Raw genomic sequence first — 19,444 nt, 5'->3', positions numbered from 1 at the left:
GGTAGCACGCATCACCGGCAACGGGTCCGCCAGGGGCCTTCACACGGGACACGCAACATCATGCGCTTCAGACAAGACATCAATGCCTTAAGAGGAGTGGCTGTCGCGCTCGTCGCGCTGTTCCACTTTCAGACCCCGGGCTTTAACGGCGGCTTTATCGGCGTCGACGTGTTTTTCGTGATCTCGGGCTATCTGATGACGGCGATCATCGTCGGCCGGCTCGACAAGGCGCGTTTCAGCCTGTGGGACTTCTATGTCGCGCGCTTCACGCGGATCGTGCCCGCGCTCGCGGCACTCGGCGCCGTGCTGATGGTGTTCGGCTGGTTCTATCTCGACCCGCATGCGTACAAAGTGCTCGCCGAACACACGGGCGCGTCGCTCGCCTTCATCTCGAACTTCGTGTTCTGGCGCGAAGCCGGCTATTTCGACGTCTCCTCGCAGGCCAAGTGGCTGCTGCATACGTGGTCGCTCGGGGTCGAGTGGCAGTTCTACATGGTGTACCCGATCATCCTGATGCTCGGTGCGCGCGTGTTCGGCAACAAGCGTGGCGTCTACCAGGTGCTGCTCGTATTGATCGGGCTCGTCTCGTTCGCGCTTGACCCCGTGATCGCGCGCAACCACCCTGAGGCCAACTTCTTCCTGCTGCCGACGCGCGCCTGGGAGATGGTGGTCGGCGGTCTCGTGATGCTCAATGCCGAGCGCTTCGTGTTGGGCGCGCGCACCGCCGCGACGCTCCAGGCAATCGGTCTCGCCGCGATCATGGGCGCGGGTCTGTTCTTCACCGACGCGTACGACTGGCCTGGCGTCATGACGCTCGTGCCGGTGTTCGGCGCGGCGCTCGTGATCCTCTCGGCCGCGAACGACAGTGCGTTCTCGACCTTCATGCCGCTGCAACTGCTTGGCCGCTGGTCGTATTCGATCTATCTGTGGCACTGGCCGCTGACCGTGCTGATCCACTACCTTGACCTGCCGAGCCACAACCCGGAGGTCATCACGATCGGACTCGCGCTCTCGGTGCTGCTCGGCTTCATCTCGTACGAGCTTGTCGAACGCCGTGCCTCGGGCCTTCGCGACCGTTTCGGCCTGCGTGGACTCGGCACGCTGGCGAGCGCGCCGATCGCGGTGGTGCTCGCCTGCGCGGCCGTGATCCACATGAACGGCGCGGCCGCGCGACTGCCGAACCAGATCAGACTCGTCTCCGCCGAGAGCACCGATGTCGATCCCCGTCGCACCGAATGCCTGACCAACAGCGTGCAGCGCATGATCAGCGGCTCGGCCGAGATCGGCTGCAAATACGGCGAATCGCCGAAGATCGGCGCGATCGTCTGGGGCGACAGTCACGGCAACGCGGTGATTCCCGGCGTCGTCCCGGTGGCTGCGGCCGCCAATGAGAGCGTGATGTTCTACGGCACCTCAGGCTGCCCGCCGTTCGTCGGCGCGAGCCGGTTCGGCAAGCACACCGAGGAGCCGTGCCGCTTCTTCGCGAAGCGCGTCGCCGACGAGCTCAAGCAGTTCCCGCCGAGCGTGCCGGTCGTCGTCGTCGCGCGGTTCTCCGCGTATGTCGACGGCAAGAACGACAGCGCCGACCCGACCATCCTGATCGGTTACAACGGCGAACGGCCGCTGCGCGACCCCACCGCGCGCCGCACGCGCTATGCGAGCTTCCTGACCCAGGACCTCTGCGGGCTCGCGAAGAGCCGACCGGTCTATGTGCTGCTGCCGATCCCCGAGATGAACGAGGATGTGCCGAGCGCGCTCGCGAAGTCGATGATCCTCGGCAAGCCTACGGAAGACGTGTCGATTGCCGAAACGGACTACTACAAGCGCAACGCCGTCGCGCGCGCGGCGATCGAAGACGCCGCGGCGAGCTGCGGTGTCAAGACCCTCGATCCGCTGCCGTATCTGTGCCGCGATGGCCGCTGCTACGGCTCGCAGGCGCTGATTCCGCTGTATATCGACGGCGACCATCTGAGTGAACGCGGCAGCCGCCGGCTGATGCCGCTGTTCCGCCCACTCTTCGACGCGAGCTGATCCGACCATGTCCACTCCGCAACCCTCTGTAGGACGCAACGCGCGCTGGCTCGCGACCGCGCAGATCGCCAAGAGCGTGGTTCAGCTCGTCGGCCTGTCGATCCTGTCGCATCTGCTGAGTCCCGCCGACTTCGGCGTGATGGCGCTCGCGACCATCGTGACCAACTTCGCGGGCCTGCTGCGCGACATGGGCACGGGCCCCGCGCTGATCCGCAGCCGCGACATGTCGCCGACGCTTGCGAACTCGGTATTCTGGGTCAACATCAGCGCGGGCTCGGCGATCGCGCTTGTGATCGTCGCGTTCTCGGTGCCGCTCGCACGGCTGTTCAACGCCGCCTCGTTAAGCCACGTGCTTTGCTGGCTCGCGCTGACCTTCCCGATCATGGCCTTCGGCGCCGCGCATCAGGCGCTGCTTGAACGCGCGTCGCAGTTCCGCACGGTCGCGCGCTCGGACATCGTCTCGTACACGAGCGGCATGTGCGCCGCGATCGTCTCCGCGCGTTTCGGTCTCGGGCTCACGAGTCTCGTCGTGCAGGCGCTCGTGCATTCGAGCATGTCGTCACTGCAGATGTACCTCGCGTCGTCGTGGCGCCCGACGTTACGCTGGGACGGCAAGGAAGTGCGCAACATCTTCGGCTTCTCGTCGAACCTCACGCTGTCGAACCTTGTGCTCTACCTGAACCGCAACACCGACTCGATGATCGTCGGCAAGGTGCTCGGCGCGATCGCGCTGGGTCCTTACTCGCTCGCGTTCAAGATCATGCTGTACCCGCTGCAGAGCATCGCGTTCGTCGCGTCCAAGGCGCTCTACCCGGTGCTCAGCGCGAATCAGACCGAGCCCGACAAGCAGCGCGCGAGCTATCTGCAGAGCGTGTCGTTCGTCGCGCTGATCACCGCGCCGCTGATGGGCGGCCTCGTCGCGCTGCGCGAGCCGTTTATCGCGGTCGCGCTCGGCGCCAAATGGGCGAGCGTCGCGACGCTGCTGGTCTGGCTCGCACCGGTCGGCTTCGTGCAGTCGGTATTGAGCACGGCGCCCGCGGTGTTCATGGTCAAGGGCCGCACCGATTTGCTGCTGATGCTCAACTTCTGCGTCGCGGTGCTGCATATCGCATGCTGGCTGATCGGCGCGCGCTTCGGCGTGCAGGGCGTCGCCGCGGGTTATCTCGTCGCCACGCTCGCGAGCGCGCCGATCCACCTCGGCGTGACGGCGCGGTTGCTTGACATGCCGTTCAGCGCGCTCTATCGCGCGTTGCGCTGGCAAGTCGTGCTCGGCGTGGGCGTCTGCCTCGTCGCGATGCTCGCGAGCCGCGCGATCGGCACGTTCGACTGGCCGGCCCTCGCGCGCCTGATCGTCCCGGGCCTCGTCGGGGCCGCCTATGGCCTCTGGCACGTCAGCCGTTTCAACCCCGAACAGATGTTCGCGCTGCGCCGTGCGCTGCGCTTTGCCTGAACCTTGAGGACTTATCGATGAACTCGCCCTTGGTGACCGCGGTCATCCCGACCTACCGCCGCGCGAAGATGGTCCGTCGCGCCGTCGAAACCGTGCTCGCGCAGGACTATCCAGCGCTCGAAGTGATCGTGGTCGACGACAACACCGAGCCCGCCGAACAGCAGGCGGTCCGAGACGCGCTCGCCGGCCTTGGCGAGAACGTGATCGTCATCCCGAATGCGCGTAGCAAAGGCGCGTGCGGCGCGCGCAACACCGGCATTCTGCGCGCGCGCGGCGAGTGCATCGCGTTCCTCGACGACGACGATCTCTGGATGCCCGGCAAGATCCGCGAGCAGGTCGCGCTGCTCGGACGCACGCCTTATGTCGGCGCGGTGTGCCACTACATCGACGTCGACGTCGAGTTCAATCACGCGCGACGCTGCCGCCCGAGCGCGCCCGTGTTCACGCGCACGCAGGCGCTCGGCGGCGAGTGCCCGACCTCGACGAGCCTTGTGCTGGTGAGGAAGGCCGTGCTCGTCGACGCCGGCCTGTTCGACGAAACGTTGCCGAGCTTCCAGGATTTCGACATGTGGCTGCGCTGCCTCGCGTTCGGCGATTTCGGCTACGTCGACGACGCGCTCGTGACCTTCATCCAGCACGGCGGCGACCGCACGAGCGTGAACCTGCAGCGGCGCATGGCCGGCCTCGCCGCGATCGAAAAGAAGTGGGGCGCCGAAATGAACGCGCACACCGACTTCGCGGCATTCCGGCGGCGCATCCGGGTTGACGCGCTGATCGCGAACGGCAAGGCGCGGCTCAGTTCGAACTATCTCGCCGCGCTCGACTATTTCGTGCGCGCGCTGATCGCCGATCGCGGTTCGCGGCGCACCGCGTTCTGGCTCGCGATCGGCCTGCTCGGCGCGCGCGGCGGCAAGGCGCTGTATGGCCGGCTGCTCAGCATGCGGCACGTCGAGACCGTTGAGGTCACCGCATGAACGCGGCCATGCGTGGCGCAACGGGAGACTCGCGATGAAACGCATCGTCGTGCGCATGATCGCGGACTTCCGCGCGAACCCTTTCGCGCACGGGCTGATTCTGCTGGTGCCCGCGATGCAGTTCGGGCTCAGCTATTTCGTGTCGGTCGCGGCGCTGCTTTTCGTCGCGCTTGCGTCGAACATGCGCATGCGCATCACGCCGCTGACGACCGGCATCATCGTGATCGCCGTCTCGCTCAGCCTGCTCTGGAACACGATGTACCTGCCCGAGATGCCCAATATGCCGCGCGAGGCGCGGCTCGCGGTCGGCATGCTGCTGCTCGCGTGGGGGCTGAACGGTCAGCCGCGCCACGATTTCGCGAAGTTCAACGGCTGGTGGCCGTTGCTGCTGCTGCTCGCGCTGGCCTGCGCGGCGCTGCTGCAAGCTGTCGCGGGTCGCAAGGGTATTGCGCTCTACGTACCGACCAAATTCTTCATCAACAGCAATGACGTCTCGCTCGCCGCCGCCTGGGCCGAGCATGCGCGCGAACACGGCTATGACTTCGCGATCCGCCCGTCCGCGAGCTTCTCCGAGCCGTCGTATCTCGGAGGCATCAGCCTGTTCCTGAACTTCATCTGCCTGCATATGCTGCGCGGCCGCCCGCGGCTCGTCGCGAACGTCGCGGCGGTGGTTGCCTGCGTGATCGCCCAGACGATGTTCGGGCTCTTGTCGAACCTGGTCATCATGTTCGCGTTCTACCACCGCTACATCAACAAGAACGTGCTGCTTTGCCTCGCCGCGCTCGGGCTGGCGACGCTCGCACTGCCGATCTTCGCGGCCGAGCCGAGCCGGATCGAGCGGATCCTGTCGGGCAACGACGTATCGGCGGGCCTGCGCGTGTTCCAGCCGTTCGAGGTGCTCAACCACGTGTTATTCCAGACGCCGTTCGGTGTGCCGGAAACGACGTCGCTCGAATACTTCATCCGCCAGGGCATGGTCCAGCGCTTCGAGGACGCGCCATTCCAGAACGGCGCATTCAATGTGCTGTTCGCGTTCGGCTGGCTCGGCTTCGCGGTGCTCTGGATGCTCCTGCGCACGGCGGGCGGCGGCATCTGCGCGCTGTTCCTGCTGCTGCTGTTTTGCCAGAACGGCGCGCCGTTCGACTTCGACAAGATCGTGATGGCGATTTTCGCGATCCACCTCGCGCGCCACGTTCGCGCGACGACGGATCTCCATACGCTGACCCGCCTGACGGTGCCGCGCGTGCGCGCTGCCGGCGGCCGGCGTGCCGTGTCCCACCCTTCCGTTCAGAACTCATGAGCCGCCACTTCTTCTTTGCGCCGGTCGTCCTGTCCCGCTATAACCGCAGCAATGGCACGAGGTTCCCGGTCAATGCCGCCTCCAACAAGGTCATGGGCATGGCGGCCGGGGTGCGCAGCCAGGCGAGAGCGTCGTTCATCGTGAGCTCGCCGATCGTCACCGCGAGCGAGCGCCGGCGATATTTCGGCGGTTTCGTCTGCCGCGACCAGCAGCTCGCCTGCGCGTATCTGCCGGCGATCAGCGTGCGCGGACTGAACCGCGTGTTCGCCGCGCTGGCCTATCTGGGCTTCGCGTTGCGGCACATCCGGCGCGGCGATGGCGTGGTGTTCTATAACTATTTTCCCGAATACGTGCCCGTCGCGGCGTTCCTGCGCTGGCGGCTCGGCCGCGACAGGGTCGTGATGGATATCGAGGATGGTCCACGCAGCGACGAAAAGAACCTGCGCGGCTATATGAACCGCTTCAGCCTGCGCCTGATGTCGCGTGTCTGCAGCCCACGTGCGATCGTTGTCTCGCGCACGCTTGCCGACGTGATGAAGATCGACGACGCGTGCGTGGTCAACGGCGTGTCGCCCGACATCGGGCCCGGGCGCCCGGCATTCGGCACACGCGTGAGCTTCCTGTACGGCGGCTCGATCAACACCGACACCGGTCTCGACCTGTTCGCGTCGGCCCTGCGCACGCTCGCGCGCACGCGCCCCGAGCTCGCCGCGCGCACCCACTTCGTCGTCACCGGTTTCGGCGGCGGCGAGCAGCTCGCGGCGCTTGCGCGCGAACTCGCGCAGACGGGCTTCACACTCGACGTGCGTCAGGACACCGGTCCCGACGAGTACAAGCAGATCCTCGCGCGCACCGATGTCGGTCTCTCACTGAAATTGCCGGACAGCGAACTCAATGCGACGACATTCCCGTCGAAGGTCATCGAGCTCGCGAGCCACGGTCTGCTCGTGCTAACCACCGACATCAGCGATATCTCGCTGCTGTTCGATCGCGACACCGCGGTGATCCTGCCGGATGCGGAAGCGGCCACGCTTGCGAACCAGTTTGCCGCGATCGCCGACGATCCCGCGCGGTATGCCCCGATCGCCGCCGCCGGGCAGCGCAGGATCGTCGAGCAGTGCAGCCGCCGGTCGGTCGGACAGCGTCTCGTCGAATTTCTCGGCGTCACCCCGGAGCTCAGCACACGATGAAACGTATCCTCGGCGCGCAACGCCACCCTGTTGCCAACCTTGCGCTCGTCGCGATCCGGCCGGCCGGTGACAATCCGGTTGACCTCCTGCTTGCCCTCTGGCCGGCGACGATCAGGCGGGAGCTCATATGAACGCGCCGTCGCCCCTCTATTCGCGGATCGTATTCTGGGAGCCGTGCGTGTCGCCGCATAAGTCGGCGTTCATCAACGCGGTCGCCGAGCGTTTCGGGCCTGACGTCGACGTCAGCTGTGTCGCGCACGAAGGCGTGCCCGAGGCACGTCAGGCGCTCGGCTGGGGCGATGGCGCCGCGGCGTTGCCGCCGACTGTGGTCGCGCCATCCGACGAAGAGATCGCCGCGCTCGTGCAACGCGACGGCGACCGCTGCCTGCACGTGTTCTCGGGGATTCGCTGGTTCCGTACGCTGACGACCGCGCTCGCCATCGTGCAGCGCGAGGGACGCCCGTTCGCGATCATGTCGGAGCCGCGCGACAACGCGGGCTTCGCGGGCGCGGTCCGCTACCTTCAGTCGTGGATGACTGAAGCCGCGCTGCGCCGCCGCGTGCAGTTCGTGCTCGCGATCGGACGGCACGGTCCGCCGTGGTTCCGTTCGGTCGGCTATCGGCGCGAGCGGGTGTTTCCGTTCGCGTACTTTCTGCCGCCGCCGGCCGAGGTCGACGCGCCGCTCGCGCGTGCCGCGCAATTGCGCATCGCGTACGTCGGCCGGCTCATCGAAAAGAAAGGCGTGCAGTTCCTGCTACCGGCGATGCGCGGGCTCGGGCGTCGCGCGCGGCTCACGCTGATCGGCGACGGCGACCTGCGCGAGCGGCTCGTTGCGCAGGCCAGCGAGTCCAGTGTCGAGACCGAATTCTGCGGCGTGCTGCCGATCGAACAGGTCCAGCGCCGCATGCTCGATTTCGATGTACTCGTGCTGCCGTCGATCAGCAAGGATGACGGCTGGGGCGCGGTCGTCAGCGAAGCGTTGATGGCGGGCGCGGCGGTCGTCGCCTCGCATTGCGCGGGCGCGTCGATCCTGCTCGACGATCCGCGCAACGGCCGCGTCGTACGGCCCGGCGACAGTCTCGCGATCACCGCCGCGATCAATGACCTTGAACGCAGGGGGGCGCTGTCGCAGCGCGCGCGTCGTATCCGCGTGAAATGGGCGCGCGAACGATTGACCGCACGCGCCGGCGCCTCGTATTTCGAACAGATCGTCCGGCATCGGATCGGTGGTGCCCCGCGCCCCAAGGAGTTCTATCTGTGAATCCACTCGATTCGCCGGTCCCGCGTGACCGGCAGCGCGAAATGGGCGACACCGACGCTGCCCGCCCATATGGGGCGCCGCCATTGACGCATGGCCACTTGCAACACGGGCCGTTGTCTGTGCCCTCGCTGTCTGCCGCGCCGCCGCTCGCGCCTGCATCAGCCACGAACCGCGGGCCGCTGCGTGTGCTGCATATCCTGCCGTCGCTCGATCCGCGCATGGGCGGTGTCGCCGAAGCGGTCGTGCAGCTCGTTCGTCATATGACGCCGTTCGACTGCGCAAGCGAAGTCGTGACGCTCGACGCACCCGATGGCCCCGCTTTCGACCGCGTCGATGCGCCCGTGCATCGGGTCGGGCCGGGCCGCGGCTTCTATGGCCTGAGTTTGCCGCTCGTGCGCTGGCTGCGCGCGAATCGGGCGCGCTTCGATGCGTTCGTGGTCCACGGCATCTGGCAATTCCACAGCGTCGCCGCGTGGTTTGGCGTGATCGGCTCGCGCACGCCGCTGTTCGTGTTCCCGCACGGCATGCTCGACCCGTGGTTCCAGCACACCTACCCGAAAAAGCACCTGAAGAAGCGCATCTACTGGGCGTTGCTCGAACAATGGGTGTTCAATCGCGCCGAACGGGTGCTGTTCACCTGCGAGACCGAGCTTGAGCTCGCGCGCCGGCCGTTTCTCAATGACCGGCACCGGCTTGCGGTCAACGGCTTCGGCATCGACTCGGTGCCCGACGATGACGAGGTCCCCGCGCACGCGTTTCGCGACGCGTTTCCCGAGGTTCGCAACAAGCGCGTGTGGCTATTCCTGTCACGCATCCACGAGAAGAAAGGGTGCGACCTGCTGATCGATGCGTTCGCGGATGTCGCGGATCGTGATCGCGACCTGTGCCTCGTGATCGCAGGGCCCGGCGAACCCGCGCTGGTCGATCGACTCAAGGGCATGGCCGCGTCGCGCGGGATCGCTGACCGCATCGTCTGGACCGGCATGCTCGGCGGCGTGCTCAAGTGGAGCGCATTACGCACGGCCGAGGTGTTCGTGTTGCCATCGCATCAGGAAAATTTCGGCATTGCGGTCGTCGAGGCGATGGCCTCGCGTACGCCGGTGATCATCACGAACAAGGTCAACATCTGGCGCGAGATCGAAGCGTCGGGTGGCGGCTGGGTCTGCGACGACACGCGTGACAGCGTGGCCGACGCGCTGCGGCGCTGGGCGCTCGACACGACGGTCGCCTCGCGCGAAGCGCTGCGCGATACCGCGCTGGCCTGTTATCAGCGCCATTTCCGGATCGAGACCGCCGCGCGTCAGCTGGTCGGCAGCGTGAGTCTCGTGTCCTCTTCAAGGAAGCGCTAACCCTATGCAAGCGATGACTTTACGCGCCACCCTGGCTGCGATATCGGGTGTCGGTTTCGCTTGCGCGATGGCCACGGTGGCGTCGTTCGTGCCGGCGAGTGCGATCGCGCAGACTTCGAGCTTCGGGCAAAGCCACAAAAGCGGCATGACCGGGATGGCTGGTATGTCCTCGTCGCCGGGTATCGGTTCATCGAGCGGCACGGGCCTGTCGTCGCCAGGCAGTGGTTTCGGCCGCTCATCCGGCTCAAGTGCCTCGAGCGGATTCGGGCAGCACAGTTCCAGCAGTTCGATGACGGGATCCGGTGTGGGCAGTTCGGGCAGCGTCGGCGGCATGGCAGGCAGCCACGCTGGTTCGTTGAGTTCGCGTACGGGGTCGTCCAGCGGCAAGGGACCGAGGTTGAAGCTGAAGCCCGCCAGCGAAGCAACGGCGAACTCATCGTCGACACACAGCCTATATGACTACAACTACGGCGCGGACGACACGGGACGCAATACCGATGCGATCTATAAATCGCGAGCCGCCGCTGCGCCGACCGACAACTACAAGTTCGGCGCAACCGATACTCAATAAGTCGACGTCACACGTTCGCTTTGCGTGGCTTCACTGGCCGCGCAGGGTTGCCCACGTAGACAAACCCTTTCTGCAACGAGCGCACCACCGTGCTGCGTGCGCCTACGACGACACCATCGGCGATCGTCACACCGGGCGCGACAAAGACATCCGAGGCGATCCAGACCTGTGTGCCGATCCGCACGGGCCGGCCACGAATCGCGAAATCAACTGACTCGTAGTCATGGTCGCCCGCGCAGATATACGACTTTTGCGAAACGACCGAATGGGCGCCGATGTCGATCGGGCCAAGTGAATACAGCGTGACGTCGTCACCGATCCATGCGTGATCGCCGATCGTGACTTTCCACGGATAGGTCACGCGGACCGTCGGCCGGATAATCGCGCCGACGCCGACCTGTGCGCCAAAGCATCGCAGCAGCATGCGCCGCCAGCCATAGGCGATCTGCGGCGACGGCCGGAACAGCAGGGCCTGCACGATCCACCAGAGCTGCACGTACCAGCCCGACCGGCCACGAAAGCCGGCCGGCACCTTGAACAGGGACAGGTCCAGATAGCGCCCGGGCTCCGTGATCGTCTCGACATCGGCGCCCGACGGCGGCTGCGGCGCGGGCGGCACGCCACGAAACGCGTGCAGACTGGACGTGTCGCAGCCGCTTTTCACCGCCTGTCCCCGCACGCTCATTGCACGACGACCAACGCCTCGGACTCGAGAAAGGCTTCGTACGCGCCGCGCAGCCCTTCTTCAAGACCGATGCGCGGCTCCCAACCCAGCGAAGCCAGCTTTTCGCTGCTCATGAGCTTGCGCGGCGTACCGTCCGGCTTGGACAGATCGTGCTCGATGCGGCCCGTGTAGCCGACCACACGCGCGACCATCTGCGCGATCTCGAGCACCGTGAAGTCGGTCGACGATCCGACGTTCAGATGCGAACACCGCGGCGAAGCGACCGAGTAGTAGACGTTCTTCGGCACGTTCATCGTCAGCACGCAGGCCGTCGCGAGATCATCGACATGCAGGAACTCGCGGCGCACCTGCCCCGTGCCCCAGAGCACCGTGCTCTGCGCGCCGCTTTCCTTGGCCTCATGAAAGCGGCGGATCAGCGCGGGAATCACGTGACTGTTGACCGGATGATAGTTGTCGCCGGGCCCGTAGAGATTGGTCGGCATCAGGCTGCGGAAGTCGACCCCATACTGGCGGTTATACGACTCGCAGAGCTTGATACCCGCGATCTTCGCGAGCGCGTACGGCTCGTTGGTTTCCTCGAGCGGGCCGGTCAGCAGGGCTTCCTCGACGATCGGCTGGGGGGCGTGCTTCGGATAGATGCACGACGAGCCCAGGAACATCAAATGTTGAATACCCGTCTGCACGGCCTGGTGAATCACGTTCGATTCGATCATCAGGTTGCGGTAGATGAACTGGCCCGGGTAGGTATCGTTCGCGTGAATGCCGCCGACGCGCGCCGCGGCCAGGTACACCTGGTCGATGCGCTGCGAACTGAAGAAATCACGAACGGCCGACTGATTCGTGAGATCGAGCTCCGACGAACTGCGCTTGACGACGTCGACGTTGCCGTCGGCTTCAAGTCGCCGCACGATGGCGGAGCCGACCATGCCGCGGTGCCCCGCGACAAAGACGCGCTTGCGTTTGGAAAGCACCATGGTCTTACTCCTGTCGTTCGAAAACCGGGAAGCCGTGCTGATGAACCAGCGTGTCCTTGCGGGCCTCGGTCAGATCGCTGAGGGTCATTTCCTGCACGAGCTGTTCGAAGCTGATGCGCGGTTCCCAGCCGAGTTTTTCCTTCGCCTTGCTCGGATCGCCGAGCAGCGTCTCGACTTCGGTCGGGCGGTAATAGCGCGGATCGACTTCGACAACGACATCGCCGATCTTCACGCGCGGATCGAGGCTGACGTCCGAGACGATGCCGCGTTCCTTGTCGCCCTTGCCTTCCCAGCTGATTTCCATGCCGACATGGCGCGCCGCGAGGTCGACGAACTCACGCACGCTATGCTGCTTGCCGGTGGCGATCACGAAGTCTTCGGGCTTGTCCTGCTGGAGCATCATCCATTGCATTTCGACATAGTCGCGCGCATGACCCCAGTCGCGTAGCGAATCGAGATTGCCAAGATAGAGACGGTCTTGCAGGCCGAGCGAGATCCGCGCCAGCGCGCGCGTGATCTTGCGCGTGACAAAGGTCTCACCGCGCAGCGGCGATTCGTGGTTGAACAGGATGCCGTTGCATGCGTACATGCCATAGGCTTCGCGATAGTTGACCGTCATCCAGTACGCGTACATCTTCGCGACCGCATACGGGCTGCGCGGATAGAACGGCGTGGTTTCCTTCTGCGGAATTTCCTGGACCTTGCCGTAGAGCTCGGACGTCGACGCCTGGTAGAAACGCGTCTTCTTCGTGAGGCCGAGCAGGCGGATCGCCTCGAGGATGCGCAGCGTACCGAGGCCGTCGGCATTGCCGGTGTATTCGGGTTCCTCGAACGACACCGCCACATGGCTCTGCGCGGCGAGGTTGTAGATCTCGTCAGGCTGTACGGCCTGGATGATGCGGATCAGGCTCGACGAATCCGTCATGTCGCCGTGGTGCAGGATGAAGCGGCGATCCGCTTCCTGCGGGGCATGATAGAGGTGATCGATGCGGTCCGTATTGAACAGCGAAGTGCGCCGCTTGATGCCGTGAACGATATAGTCCTTCGACAAGAGGAATTCTGCCAGGTATGAACCGTCCTGGCCGGTGATACCCGTGATCAACGCGGTCTTCGACATTGATATCTCGCTAGTGGCTAGTGAATGGTGGAGGTGCGTGACAGCAGCAAAGCGCTTTGAGCAGTAAAGCGCTCCGACGAAACACTACGCAAGCGCATTTAATTTTTTGGCGGATAGCAACGGTAGTTTGGCGCGGTGAAACTGCTCGAACAGCCGGCCTTACGTAAGGCTCCGAATTAAAAAATAAACCGTTAATTGAGCATGCAACAAGATCACGAATTTGCGCAAAAAATTCCGAAGGGGTTTGCAAATTAAACTTTGCCAAATCGTGACCGTGCTTTAGATTGAGCAACGTTACATCGATCTGCCAACCGGTCTTGTCGACGGCGAGGTCGGTGGCGGTATGTCGAGCCATCTTCTTCGCGTTGTTTTTTGATCGAGGGCCGAAGGCGCTCATCCACGCGCTCGCGGCGTGCCGAACACTTGAAGCGAACCACTATTGCGCATGGGTAAGGGCAGCCTGACGAATGTGTCAATCATCTACGCGCGGCCGATCGTGCTCGACGTGGCTGCGACACCCGATCCGGAGAAGGGCGCATGAGCAATGGGCACATCGGGACGCCCGGTTGGCCCGTGTCGCCGGGGCGCACTGCGGGCGCAGCCATGCACGCATGCAATACCGTGCGCGTCGCGATCGTTCACGACTGGCTGGTAACGTATGCGGACGCCGAACGCGTGCTCGAGCAGATCATCGCCTGCTTTCCGGACGCAGACCTGTTCGCGCTCGTTGATTTTCTTGAAGACCGGTCCTTCATTCGCGGCAAACCGGTGACGACGACCTTTATCCAGAAGTTACCGCGCGCGCGCGCAAAGTACCGCGCGTATCTACCGCTGATGCCGCTGGCGATCGAGCAGTTCGATCTGTCCGCTTACGACGTCGTGATCTCGAGCAGCGTCGCGGTCGCGAAGGGCGTGGTGACCGGGCCTGACCAGGTGCATATCAGCTATGTGCATTCGCCGATCCGCTACGCGTGGGACCTGCAGCAGCAGTATCTGAACGAAGCGAAGCGCACGAGCGGGCTCAAGGCCGCATTCGCGCGGCTCGTGCTGCACTATATCCGTACCTGGGATATCCCGACCGTCAACTCGGTCGACTCGTTCATCGCCAACTCGACGTCCACCGCGCGGCGGATCTGGAAGGCCTATCAGCGCGACGCTGCCGTGATTTTTCCGCCGGTCGATGTCGAACGCTTCGCGCTGCATACGCGGAAAGAAGACTTTTATCTAACCGCGTCGCGGCTCGTGCCGGACAAGAAGGTTGACGTGATCGTCGAAGCGTTCGCGAAGATGCCCGAGCGGCGTCTCGTCGTGATCGGCGACGGCCCGGACATGCACAAGGTGCGCGCGAAGGCGGCGCCGAACATCGAGGTGATGGGCGATCAGCCGTTCCCGGTGCTGCTCGACCGGATGCGGCGCGCGAAAGCGTTCGTGTTCGCCGCCCAGGAGGACTTCGGCAGTTCAGTGGTCGAAGCGCAGGCGTGCGGCACACCGGTGATCGCGTTCGGCAAGGGCGGCGCGCTCGAAACGGTGCGCGGCCTGTCCGACGCGCACCCCACCGGCGTGTTGTTCGGCGAGCAGACCGTGGACGCGATTGTGGCAGCGGTCGAAGGTTTTGCCGTGAATCCGGGGTGTTTTTCGCCTACCGATTGTCGTGCGAATGCTGAGCGTTTTTCGGCTGCGCTGTTTCGTACGCGTTTCTTCGCGCATGTGCGCGCCAGGGTCCCCGCGCTGCGGGACTCGACGCTGCCGCCCGTCGAAGCGCCGCTGGCGGGCGCGGCGGCGGCCTGCGGGCTTCGAAGGTGAGGGTTTGCGGGAGCCGTGACGGAATTCACGCTTGGCAGGCAGCGATGAGACATCGGATGTCGGTGCAGATGGTAGTGCGGTAGGAGTCGTCACCTATCAGTTAACGCCGTCAGCATGAAGGAACGACTCGCTTTCCGATTGATAGATGGCTGCAAACAGGAATGATTTCTCACCCGAGCGTCACGGACGCAGGTCGATTTACTATGGAATCCGAACGGTTAATTCGAACTAATTTTCCCATTAACATCAGGCTGTGTACGGACGATCTACGCCGCTGACGAAAGCGCGAACAGCGCAAAGGTGAGCGTTTTCGGGAGCTGCGCGAACGGCAGCCGCGCACGCCGCGGCTGCCGCACCCGATCCCGCGTCGGCGAACGGAAATCACATCTTGAAGACGATCATCTTCTCGGCCGTCATCTCATGAGCAGTATACGGAATGCCGCCGATGCCGTACCCGGACTCATGCCGCCCCGCGAACGGCATCCAGTCCGTGCGGAATGCGGTATGGTCGTTGATCATCACCGCCGATGCATCAAGCCCTTCGGCCGCTTCGAACGCGGAGGCCAGATCGCGCGTGAAAATGCTGGACTGGAATGCGACCGGCAGCGAATTGGCCTCGGCGATCGCTTCGGTCAATGAGTTGAACGGATACACGCAGGTCAGCGGACCGAACACCTCGAGCGTCGAGACCTTCGCGTCCTTCGGTGGATTCACGAGCACGGCCGGCTTTAGCGTCGTTGCACTGAGACGGCCGCCGCCAAGCGGCTTCGCCCCTGCCGATACCGCTTCGTTGATCCAGCCCTCCACACGCGCCGATTCGGCGGGCGTGATCAGCGGTCCCACTTCGGTTTCGGACTGAACCGGGTCGCCGACTCGCAAAGCCGCCACACGCGTGGCGAAGCGATCGACGAATTCCTTCTGCAGGTCCGCATGAACATAGATGCGCTGGATCGACACACACACCTGGCCCGCGTGATAGTAGCCACCCTTGACGATCGGGTCGATGATCCGGTCCAGGTCCGCGCTCCGGTCGACTATCGCGGGCGCCACCCCGCCGTGCTCCAGCGCACAACGCGCACCCGGTGCGAGCTTCGACCGCAAATGCCAGCCGACGCGGGCGGACCCGATGAAACTGAGGAAGGCGATCCGCGCATCGCTCGCGAATGCCTCGGATAGTCCGCGTTCTTCCGGCAAAAAGGTTTGCACCCAGCCTTCCGGCATGCCGGCCTCGTTGACCAGATCGACCAGTTCGAAGCAATTCAATGGCGTGGCGCTCGCGGGCTTCACGATGACCGGACATCCGGTGGCGATGGCAGGCGCGACCTGATGCACGACCAGGTTCAGCGGATGATTGAAGGCCGAGATCGCGGCGACGACGCCGATCGGTTCGGCAATCGTCCACGCACGGCGATTGTCGCTCGCCGGCGTGAGGCCCATCGGAATCTCCGCGCCGGCCCGGGTACGTAGTAGTTCTGCCGCATTGCGCACGCCATCGATTGCCCGGTCCGTCTCGATCAGCGCATCGGTATACGGCTTGCCGCCTTCGCGCGCGATCAGACGGCCGAAGTGCTCGCGCTTCGCTTCCATCAGCGTCGCAAGCTTGCGCAGCACGTCGATACGCTGATGCGGTTTCAACCAGCCTTTGCGGTCCTTGAATCGCTTCGACGCAGTGGAGAGTTTGCGCTCGAGCGCGGCGGCATCGTCGCCCGGAAGTTGCGTGATCGGTTCGCGGTCGAATGCCTGGACAACTTCAATCATGTTGACCTCCTTGGTTGAGGTTCCCCTCTCGGGGAATTGCCAGCGTAGCCCGTGATGCGAAGCTTAATCGCTCCGCCCGCATGCTGCAGATATGACGCGGGTTGCCGCAAAGTTGCGTCCAGGTGAGGGTTTTCGGGAGCGGCTTAGTGATCGGCTTAGCGATCGGCTTAGTGATCGGCTTCGATCGTGCGCGCGACGGCCCGATTCGCTGATGCTCGCTGAATCGTCTGACGTGCATCGCGCATGTATCTATTGATTTCTTTACCATTCAGCGCTCGCGCGTATACCCTTCGTGATACTGCGACGATCCGGAGACGCGATGACTGATCCATCCGTTCCTCTTCAGGCATCAGGCAATCAATCGCCATTGCTTATCGATCTGGCATTGCAGGGCGGCGGTTCGCACGGCGCTTTCACATGGGGCGTGCTCGACCGGTTGCTCGAAGAGCCGCGCTTACAGATCGAGGGCATATCGGGTACGTCGGCCGGTGCGATGAACGCGGCGGTGCTGGTCAGCGGTCTGGCGCAGGGCGGTGCGGCGGGAGCGCGACAGGCGCTCGAATCGTTCTGGCGGCGTGTCGCCGATGGTGCGCTTTTCAGCCCATTCCGGCGTAGTCCGCTCGACGTCCTGCTCGGCCGCTGGACGCTCGATCATTCCCCGGTGTTCCTCGCGCTCGACATGATGGCGCGGGTTCTGTCCCCCTACGACCTGAGCCCCGCGCCGCTCAATCCGTTGCGCCGCATTCTTGCCGAAAGTATCGACTTCGACACACTGCGCGCGGCGCGCATCAAGCTCTTCATTACCGCGACGTGCGTGCGCACCGGACAGGGGCGCGTGTTTCGCAACGCCGATCTGACACCGGACGTCCTGCTTGCGTCCGCGTGTTTGCCGACCCTCTTTCAGGCCATCGTGATCGACGGCGATGCCTACTGGGACGGCGGCTATGCCGGCAATCCGACCATGACGCCGCTGATTCGCGAATGCGATTCGACCGACACGTTGCTGGTGCAGGTGAATCCGGTCGAGCGTGCGGAAACGCCACGTTCGGCGCGCGATATCGTGAGCCGCCTGAACGAGGTTGCTTTCAACGCGCCGCTGGTGAAGGAATTGCGCATGATGGCGCTGCTGCACAAGGTCGCGGATGCCGGCAGCGAAGAAGGGCGACGTTGGGCGGCGATGCGCATCCACCGCATTTCAAGTCCGGTGATGACGTCGCTTGGCTACTCGTCGAAGCTCAATGCCGAATGGCGCTTTCTCACGATGCTGCGTGACGAAGGGCGCAAGAGCGCGCAAGCGTTTCTGGAGCAGCATGGCGATGCGCTCGGCGTGCGCTCGTCGCTCGACCTCGACGCACTGCTCGATGGAGTGCTCCAATGACCGCGATGACGCTGGGTATCGGCCTCGCCGGAATGCTGTTGAGCCTGGTTGCGCTGATCTGGTTTGCGTATCGCGGCTGGAGCGTGCTGTTGCTTGCGCCGCTGGCCGCGATGCTCGCCGCGCTCGTGTCTGGCGAACCGGTGCTCGCGCATTGGACGCTGACCTTTATGGGAAGCGCGGCACGCTTCGTCTCACAGTTCTTCCCGCTATTCCTGCTCGGCGCGCTATTCGGCAAGCTGATGGAAGACAGCGGTTCGGTCGACGCGATCGCGCAGTACATGATGAGAAAGCTCGGTGCGCGCCGCGCGGTGCTTGCGGTGGTGATCGGCGGCGCGATTGTCACGTATGGCGGCGTGAGTCTGTTCGTCGCGTTCTTCGTGCTGGCGCCGATGGCCGAGGCGCTGTTCCGGTCCGCCAATGTGCCGCGCCGGCTGATGCCGGCTGCCATCGCGCTCGGCACGTCGACGTTTACGATGTCCGCGTTGCCCGGCACGCCGGCCATACAAAACGCGATCCCGATGCCGTTCTTCGGCACCACGCCGTTTGCGGCGCCTGGCCTTGGCGTGATCGCGAGCGCGGTGATGATTGCGTTCGGTCTGTGGTGGCTCGCGCGTGAGGAGTCGGCGGCCCGGCGCGCAGGTGAGGGCTTCGGCGCGGAAACGCCGACGGCGAATGACGCGGAACTGGTGCGCGAGCGGGCGACCGTGTCGCAATCGTTCGACCCGGCTGAGATTGAGCACGGCAGCGTCAGCGCAAGTGGACCGCCGTTCGGCGTCGCCATCGTGCCGCTTGTGGTGGTGGTGGGCCTGAACTTCGCGATGAACGTGCTGATCCTGCCGCGTATCGACGCATCGTATCTGAGCGAGCCGCGTTGGGGCAGCACGACGCTGGGCGCGGTCAGCGGCGTGTGGGGTGTGCTGGTCGCGCTGGCGGTTGCGATCGTGGTGCTGGCCATGCTTAACCGTGCGCGGCTGCCGTTGCTGCGCGCCAGTGTCGATGCGGGCGCGAATGCGTCCGTGTTGCCGGTGCTCAGTGTCGGCAGTCTGGTCGGTTATGGCGCGGTGATCGCGGCGTTGCCCGCGTTCGAAGCGGTGCGCGAATGGGTGCTCGGCATCGGCGGCGGGCCGCTCGTGTCGCTGGCGGTCGCGACGAATCTGCTTGCGGCGCTGACGGGTTCCGCGTCCGGTGGCCTGACCATCGCGCTGGACGCGTTAGGACACACGTATCTGGAACTGGCCGCGGCGCATCATATCGATCCCGCGCTACTGCATCGCGTCGCGGTGATGTCGTCGGGCACGCTCGACAGTCTGCCGCACAACGGCGCGGTCGTGACGCTGCTGGCGGTGTGCGGCACGACGCATAAGCAAAGCTATCGGGACATCGTGGTGGTCGCCGTAGTCGGCGCGTTGATTGCGCTGGCCGTCGTCATTGTGCTGGGCTCGCTTTTCGGCAGCTTCTAGTGCCCGGTTTCCGTGCCGCGTGAGCGGGGCGCTGGTTCTCTGATCGGCGCACGCTCGTTGATTCCGCTGGACCCTGCGCCAGGCGACGGCGTCAAGCTTCCAGAACGTCACGAGCCACCGCCACCGCCGGCTTCGATGCCGAC

The 19,444-nt window shown here is 64.6% G+C and carries 16 protein-coding genes and 1 pseudogene; 12 read left to right on the top strand and 5 right to left on the bottom strand.

Annotation, left to right across the window (positions count from 1 at the left end; genetic code table 11):
• The first annotated feature begins 60 nt into the window (after nucleotides 1-60).
• From HV796_RS29050 to HV796_RS29020, 8 genes are read left to right on the top strand one after another with little or no spacing between them, the layout of a single operon-like run.
• Nucleotides 61-2,031 (top strand): acyltransferase family protein, encoded by a 1,971-nt coding sequence (locus HV796_RS29050; protein WP_175230367.1) that lies wholly within the window; start codon nucleotides 61-63, stop codon nucleotides 2,029-2,031.
• Nucleotides 2,032-2,038: 7 nt separating this feature from the next.
• Nucleotides 2,039-3,481 carry a lipopolysaccharide biosynthesis protein gene (locus HV796_RS29045; protein WP_175230364.1) on the top strand — a complete coding sequence of 481 codons (1,443 nt, stop codon included), beginning with the start codon at nucleotides 2,039-2,041 and terminating at the stop codon, nucleotides 3,479-3,481.
• Nucleotides 3,482-3,498: 17 nt separating this feature from the next.
• A complete protein-coding gene (locus HV796_RS29040; RefSeq protein ID WP_175230361.1) occupies nucleotides 3,499-4,455 on the top strand; it encodes a glycosyltransferase family 2 protein in 957 nt (318 codons plus the stop codon).
• A gap of 34 nt (nucleotides 4,456-4,489) precedes the next feature.
• The gene (locus HV796_RS29035; protein WP_175230358.1) at nucleotides 4,490-5,755 is read left to right on the top strand and encodes a hypothetical protein; all 1,266 of its coding nucleotides are present in this window, start codon (nucleotides 4,490-4,492) and stop codon (nucleotides 5,753-5,755) included.
• Nucleotides 5,752-6,945, top strand: a complete 1,194-nt coding sequence (locus tag HV796_RS29030) for a glycosyltransferase family protein (protein ID WP_175230354.1) — start codon at nucleotides 5,752-5,754, stop codon at nucleotides 6,943-6,945. The genes HV796_RS29035 and HV796_RS29030 overlap by 4 nt, the downstream gene beginning before the upstream one ends.
• Nucleotides 6,942-7,076 (top strand): hypothetical protein, encoded by a 135-nt coding sequence (locus tag HV796_RS45495; RefSeq protein WP_281369880.1) that lies wholly within the window; start codon nucleotides 6,942-6,944, stop codon nucleotides 7,074-7,076. Before HV796_RS29030 ends, HV796_RS45495 begins: the two co-directional genes overlap by 4 nt.
• Nucleotides 7,073-8,206: a glycosyltransferase gene (locus HV796_RS29025; RefSeq protein WP_175230352.1), complete on the top strand. Its 1,134-nt coding sequence runs from the start codon at nucleotides 7,073-7,075 to the stop codon at nucleotides 8,204-8,206. Before HV796_RS45495 ends, HV796_RS29025 begins: the two co-directional genes overlap by 4 nt.
• Nucleotides 8,203-9,555, top strand: coding sequence for a glycosyltransferase (locus tag HV796_RS29020; protein ID WP_175230349.1), 1,353 nt, complete (start codon nucleotides 8,203-8,205; stop codon nucleotides 9,553-9,555). The genes HV796_RS29025 and HV796_RS29020 overlap by 4 nt, the downstream gene beginning before the upstream one ends.
• Here HV796_RS29020 and HV796_RS29015 read toward each other — a convergent pair.
• Nucleotides 9,541-9,888, bottom strand: a complete 348-nt coding sequence (locus HV796_RS29015) for a hypothetical protein (RefSeq protein ID WP_175230346.1) — start codon at nucleotides 9,886-9,888, stop codon at nucleotides 9,541-9,543. The genes HV796_RS29020 and HV796_RS29015 overlap by 15 nt on opposite strands.
• A 64-nt stretch (nucleotides 9,889-9,952) precedes the next feature.
• Between HV796_RS29015 and HV796_RS29010 the strand changes: the two genes are divergently transcribed.
• Entirely contained in the window at nucleotides 9,953-10,126 is a 174-nt protein-coding gene (locus tag HV796_RS29010) for a hypothetical protein (RefSeq protein ID WP_175230343.1), read from the top strand.
• A gap of 7 nt (nucleotides 10,127-10,133) precedes the next feature.
• On the opposite strand, the gene HV796_RS29005 is transcribed toward HV796_RS29010, so the two are convergent.
• From HV796_RS29005 to gmd, 3 genes are read right to left on the bottom strand one after another with little or no spacing between them, the layout of a single operon-like run.
• On the bottom strand, nucleotides 10,134-10,811 hold the full coding sequence (locus HV796_RS29005) for a putative colanic acid biosynthesis acetyltransferase (RefSeq protein ID WP_175230340.1): 678 nt from the start codon (nucleotides 10,809-10,811) through the stop codon (nucleotides 10,134-10,136).
• Nucleotides 10,808-11,785, bottom strand: coding sequence for a GDP-L-fucose synthase (gene fcl / locus HV796_RS29000; protein ID WP_175230336.1), 978 nt, complete (start codon nucleotides 11,783-11,785; stop codon nucleotides 10,808-10,810). The genes HV796_RS29005 and fcl overlap by 4 nt, the downstream gene beginning before the upstream one ends.
• A gap of 4 nt (nucleotides 11,786-11,789) precedes the next feature.
• Nucleotides 11,790-12,902, bottom strand: a complete 1,113-nt coding sequence (gmd, locus tag HV796_RS28995) for a GDP-mannose 4,6-dehydratase (RefSeq protein WP_175230334.1) — start codon at nucleotides 12,900-12,902, stop codon at nucleotides 11,790-11,792.
• A gap of 618 nt (nucleotides 12,903-13,520) precedes the next feature.
• On the opposite strand from gmd, the pseudogene HV796_RS28990 reads away from it, so the two are divergent.
• Nucleotides 13,521-14,666, top strand: a pseudogene (locus HV796_RS28990) (glycosyltransferase family 4 protein); the annotation flags it as partial.
• A 420-nt stretch (nucleotides 14,667-15,086) separates the two neighbouring features.
• On the opposite strand, the gene HV796_RS28985 reads toward HV796_RS28990, so the two are convergent.
• Nucleotides 15,087-16,463, bottom strand: coding sequence for an aldehyde dehydrogenase family protein (locus tag HV796_RS28985; RefSeq protein ID WP_175230328.1), 1,377 nt, complete (start codon nucleotides 16,461-16,463; stop codon nucleotides 15,087-15,089).
• A gap of 319 nt (nucleotides 16,464-16,782) precedes the next feature.
• Here HV796_RS28985 and HV796_RS28980 point away from each other — a divergent pair, with 319 nt between their 5' ends.
• Nucleotides 16,783-17,841 carry a patatin-like phospholipase family protein gene (locus HV796_RS28980; protein ID WP_175230325.1) on the top strand — a complete coding sequence of 353 codons (1,059 nt, stop codon included), beginning with the start codon at nucleotides 16,783-16,785 and terminating at the stop codon, nucleotides 17,839-17,841.
• Nucleotides 17,838-19,301 (top strand): GntP family permease, encoded by a 1,464-nt coding sequence (locus HV796_RS28975; protein WP_175230320.1) that lies wholly within the window; start codon nucleotides 17,838-17,840, stop codon nucleotides 19,299-19,301. The genes HV796_RS28980 and HV796_RS28975 overlap by 4 nt, the downstream gene beginning before the upstream one ends.
• Nucleotides 19,302-19,444 lie beyond the last annotated feature (143 nt).

Origin of the sequence: Paraburkholderia humisilvae, from assembly GCF_902859855.1 — a bacterium.
GTDB lineage: Bacteria > Pseudomonadota > Gammaproteobacteria > Burkholderiales > Burkholderiaceae > Paraburkholderia > Paraburkholderia humisilvae.
Note: the sequence above shows the minus strand (reverse complement) of the source record. Positions and strands in the feature narration are given on the sequence as shown.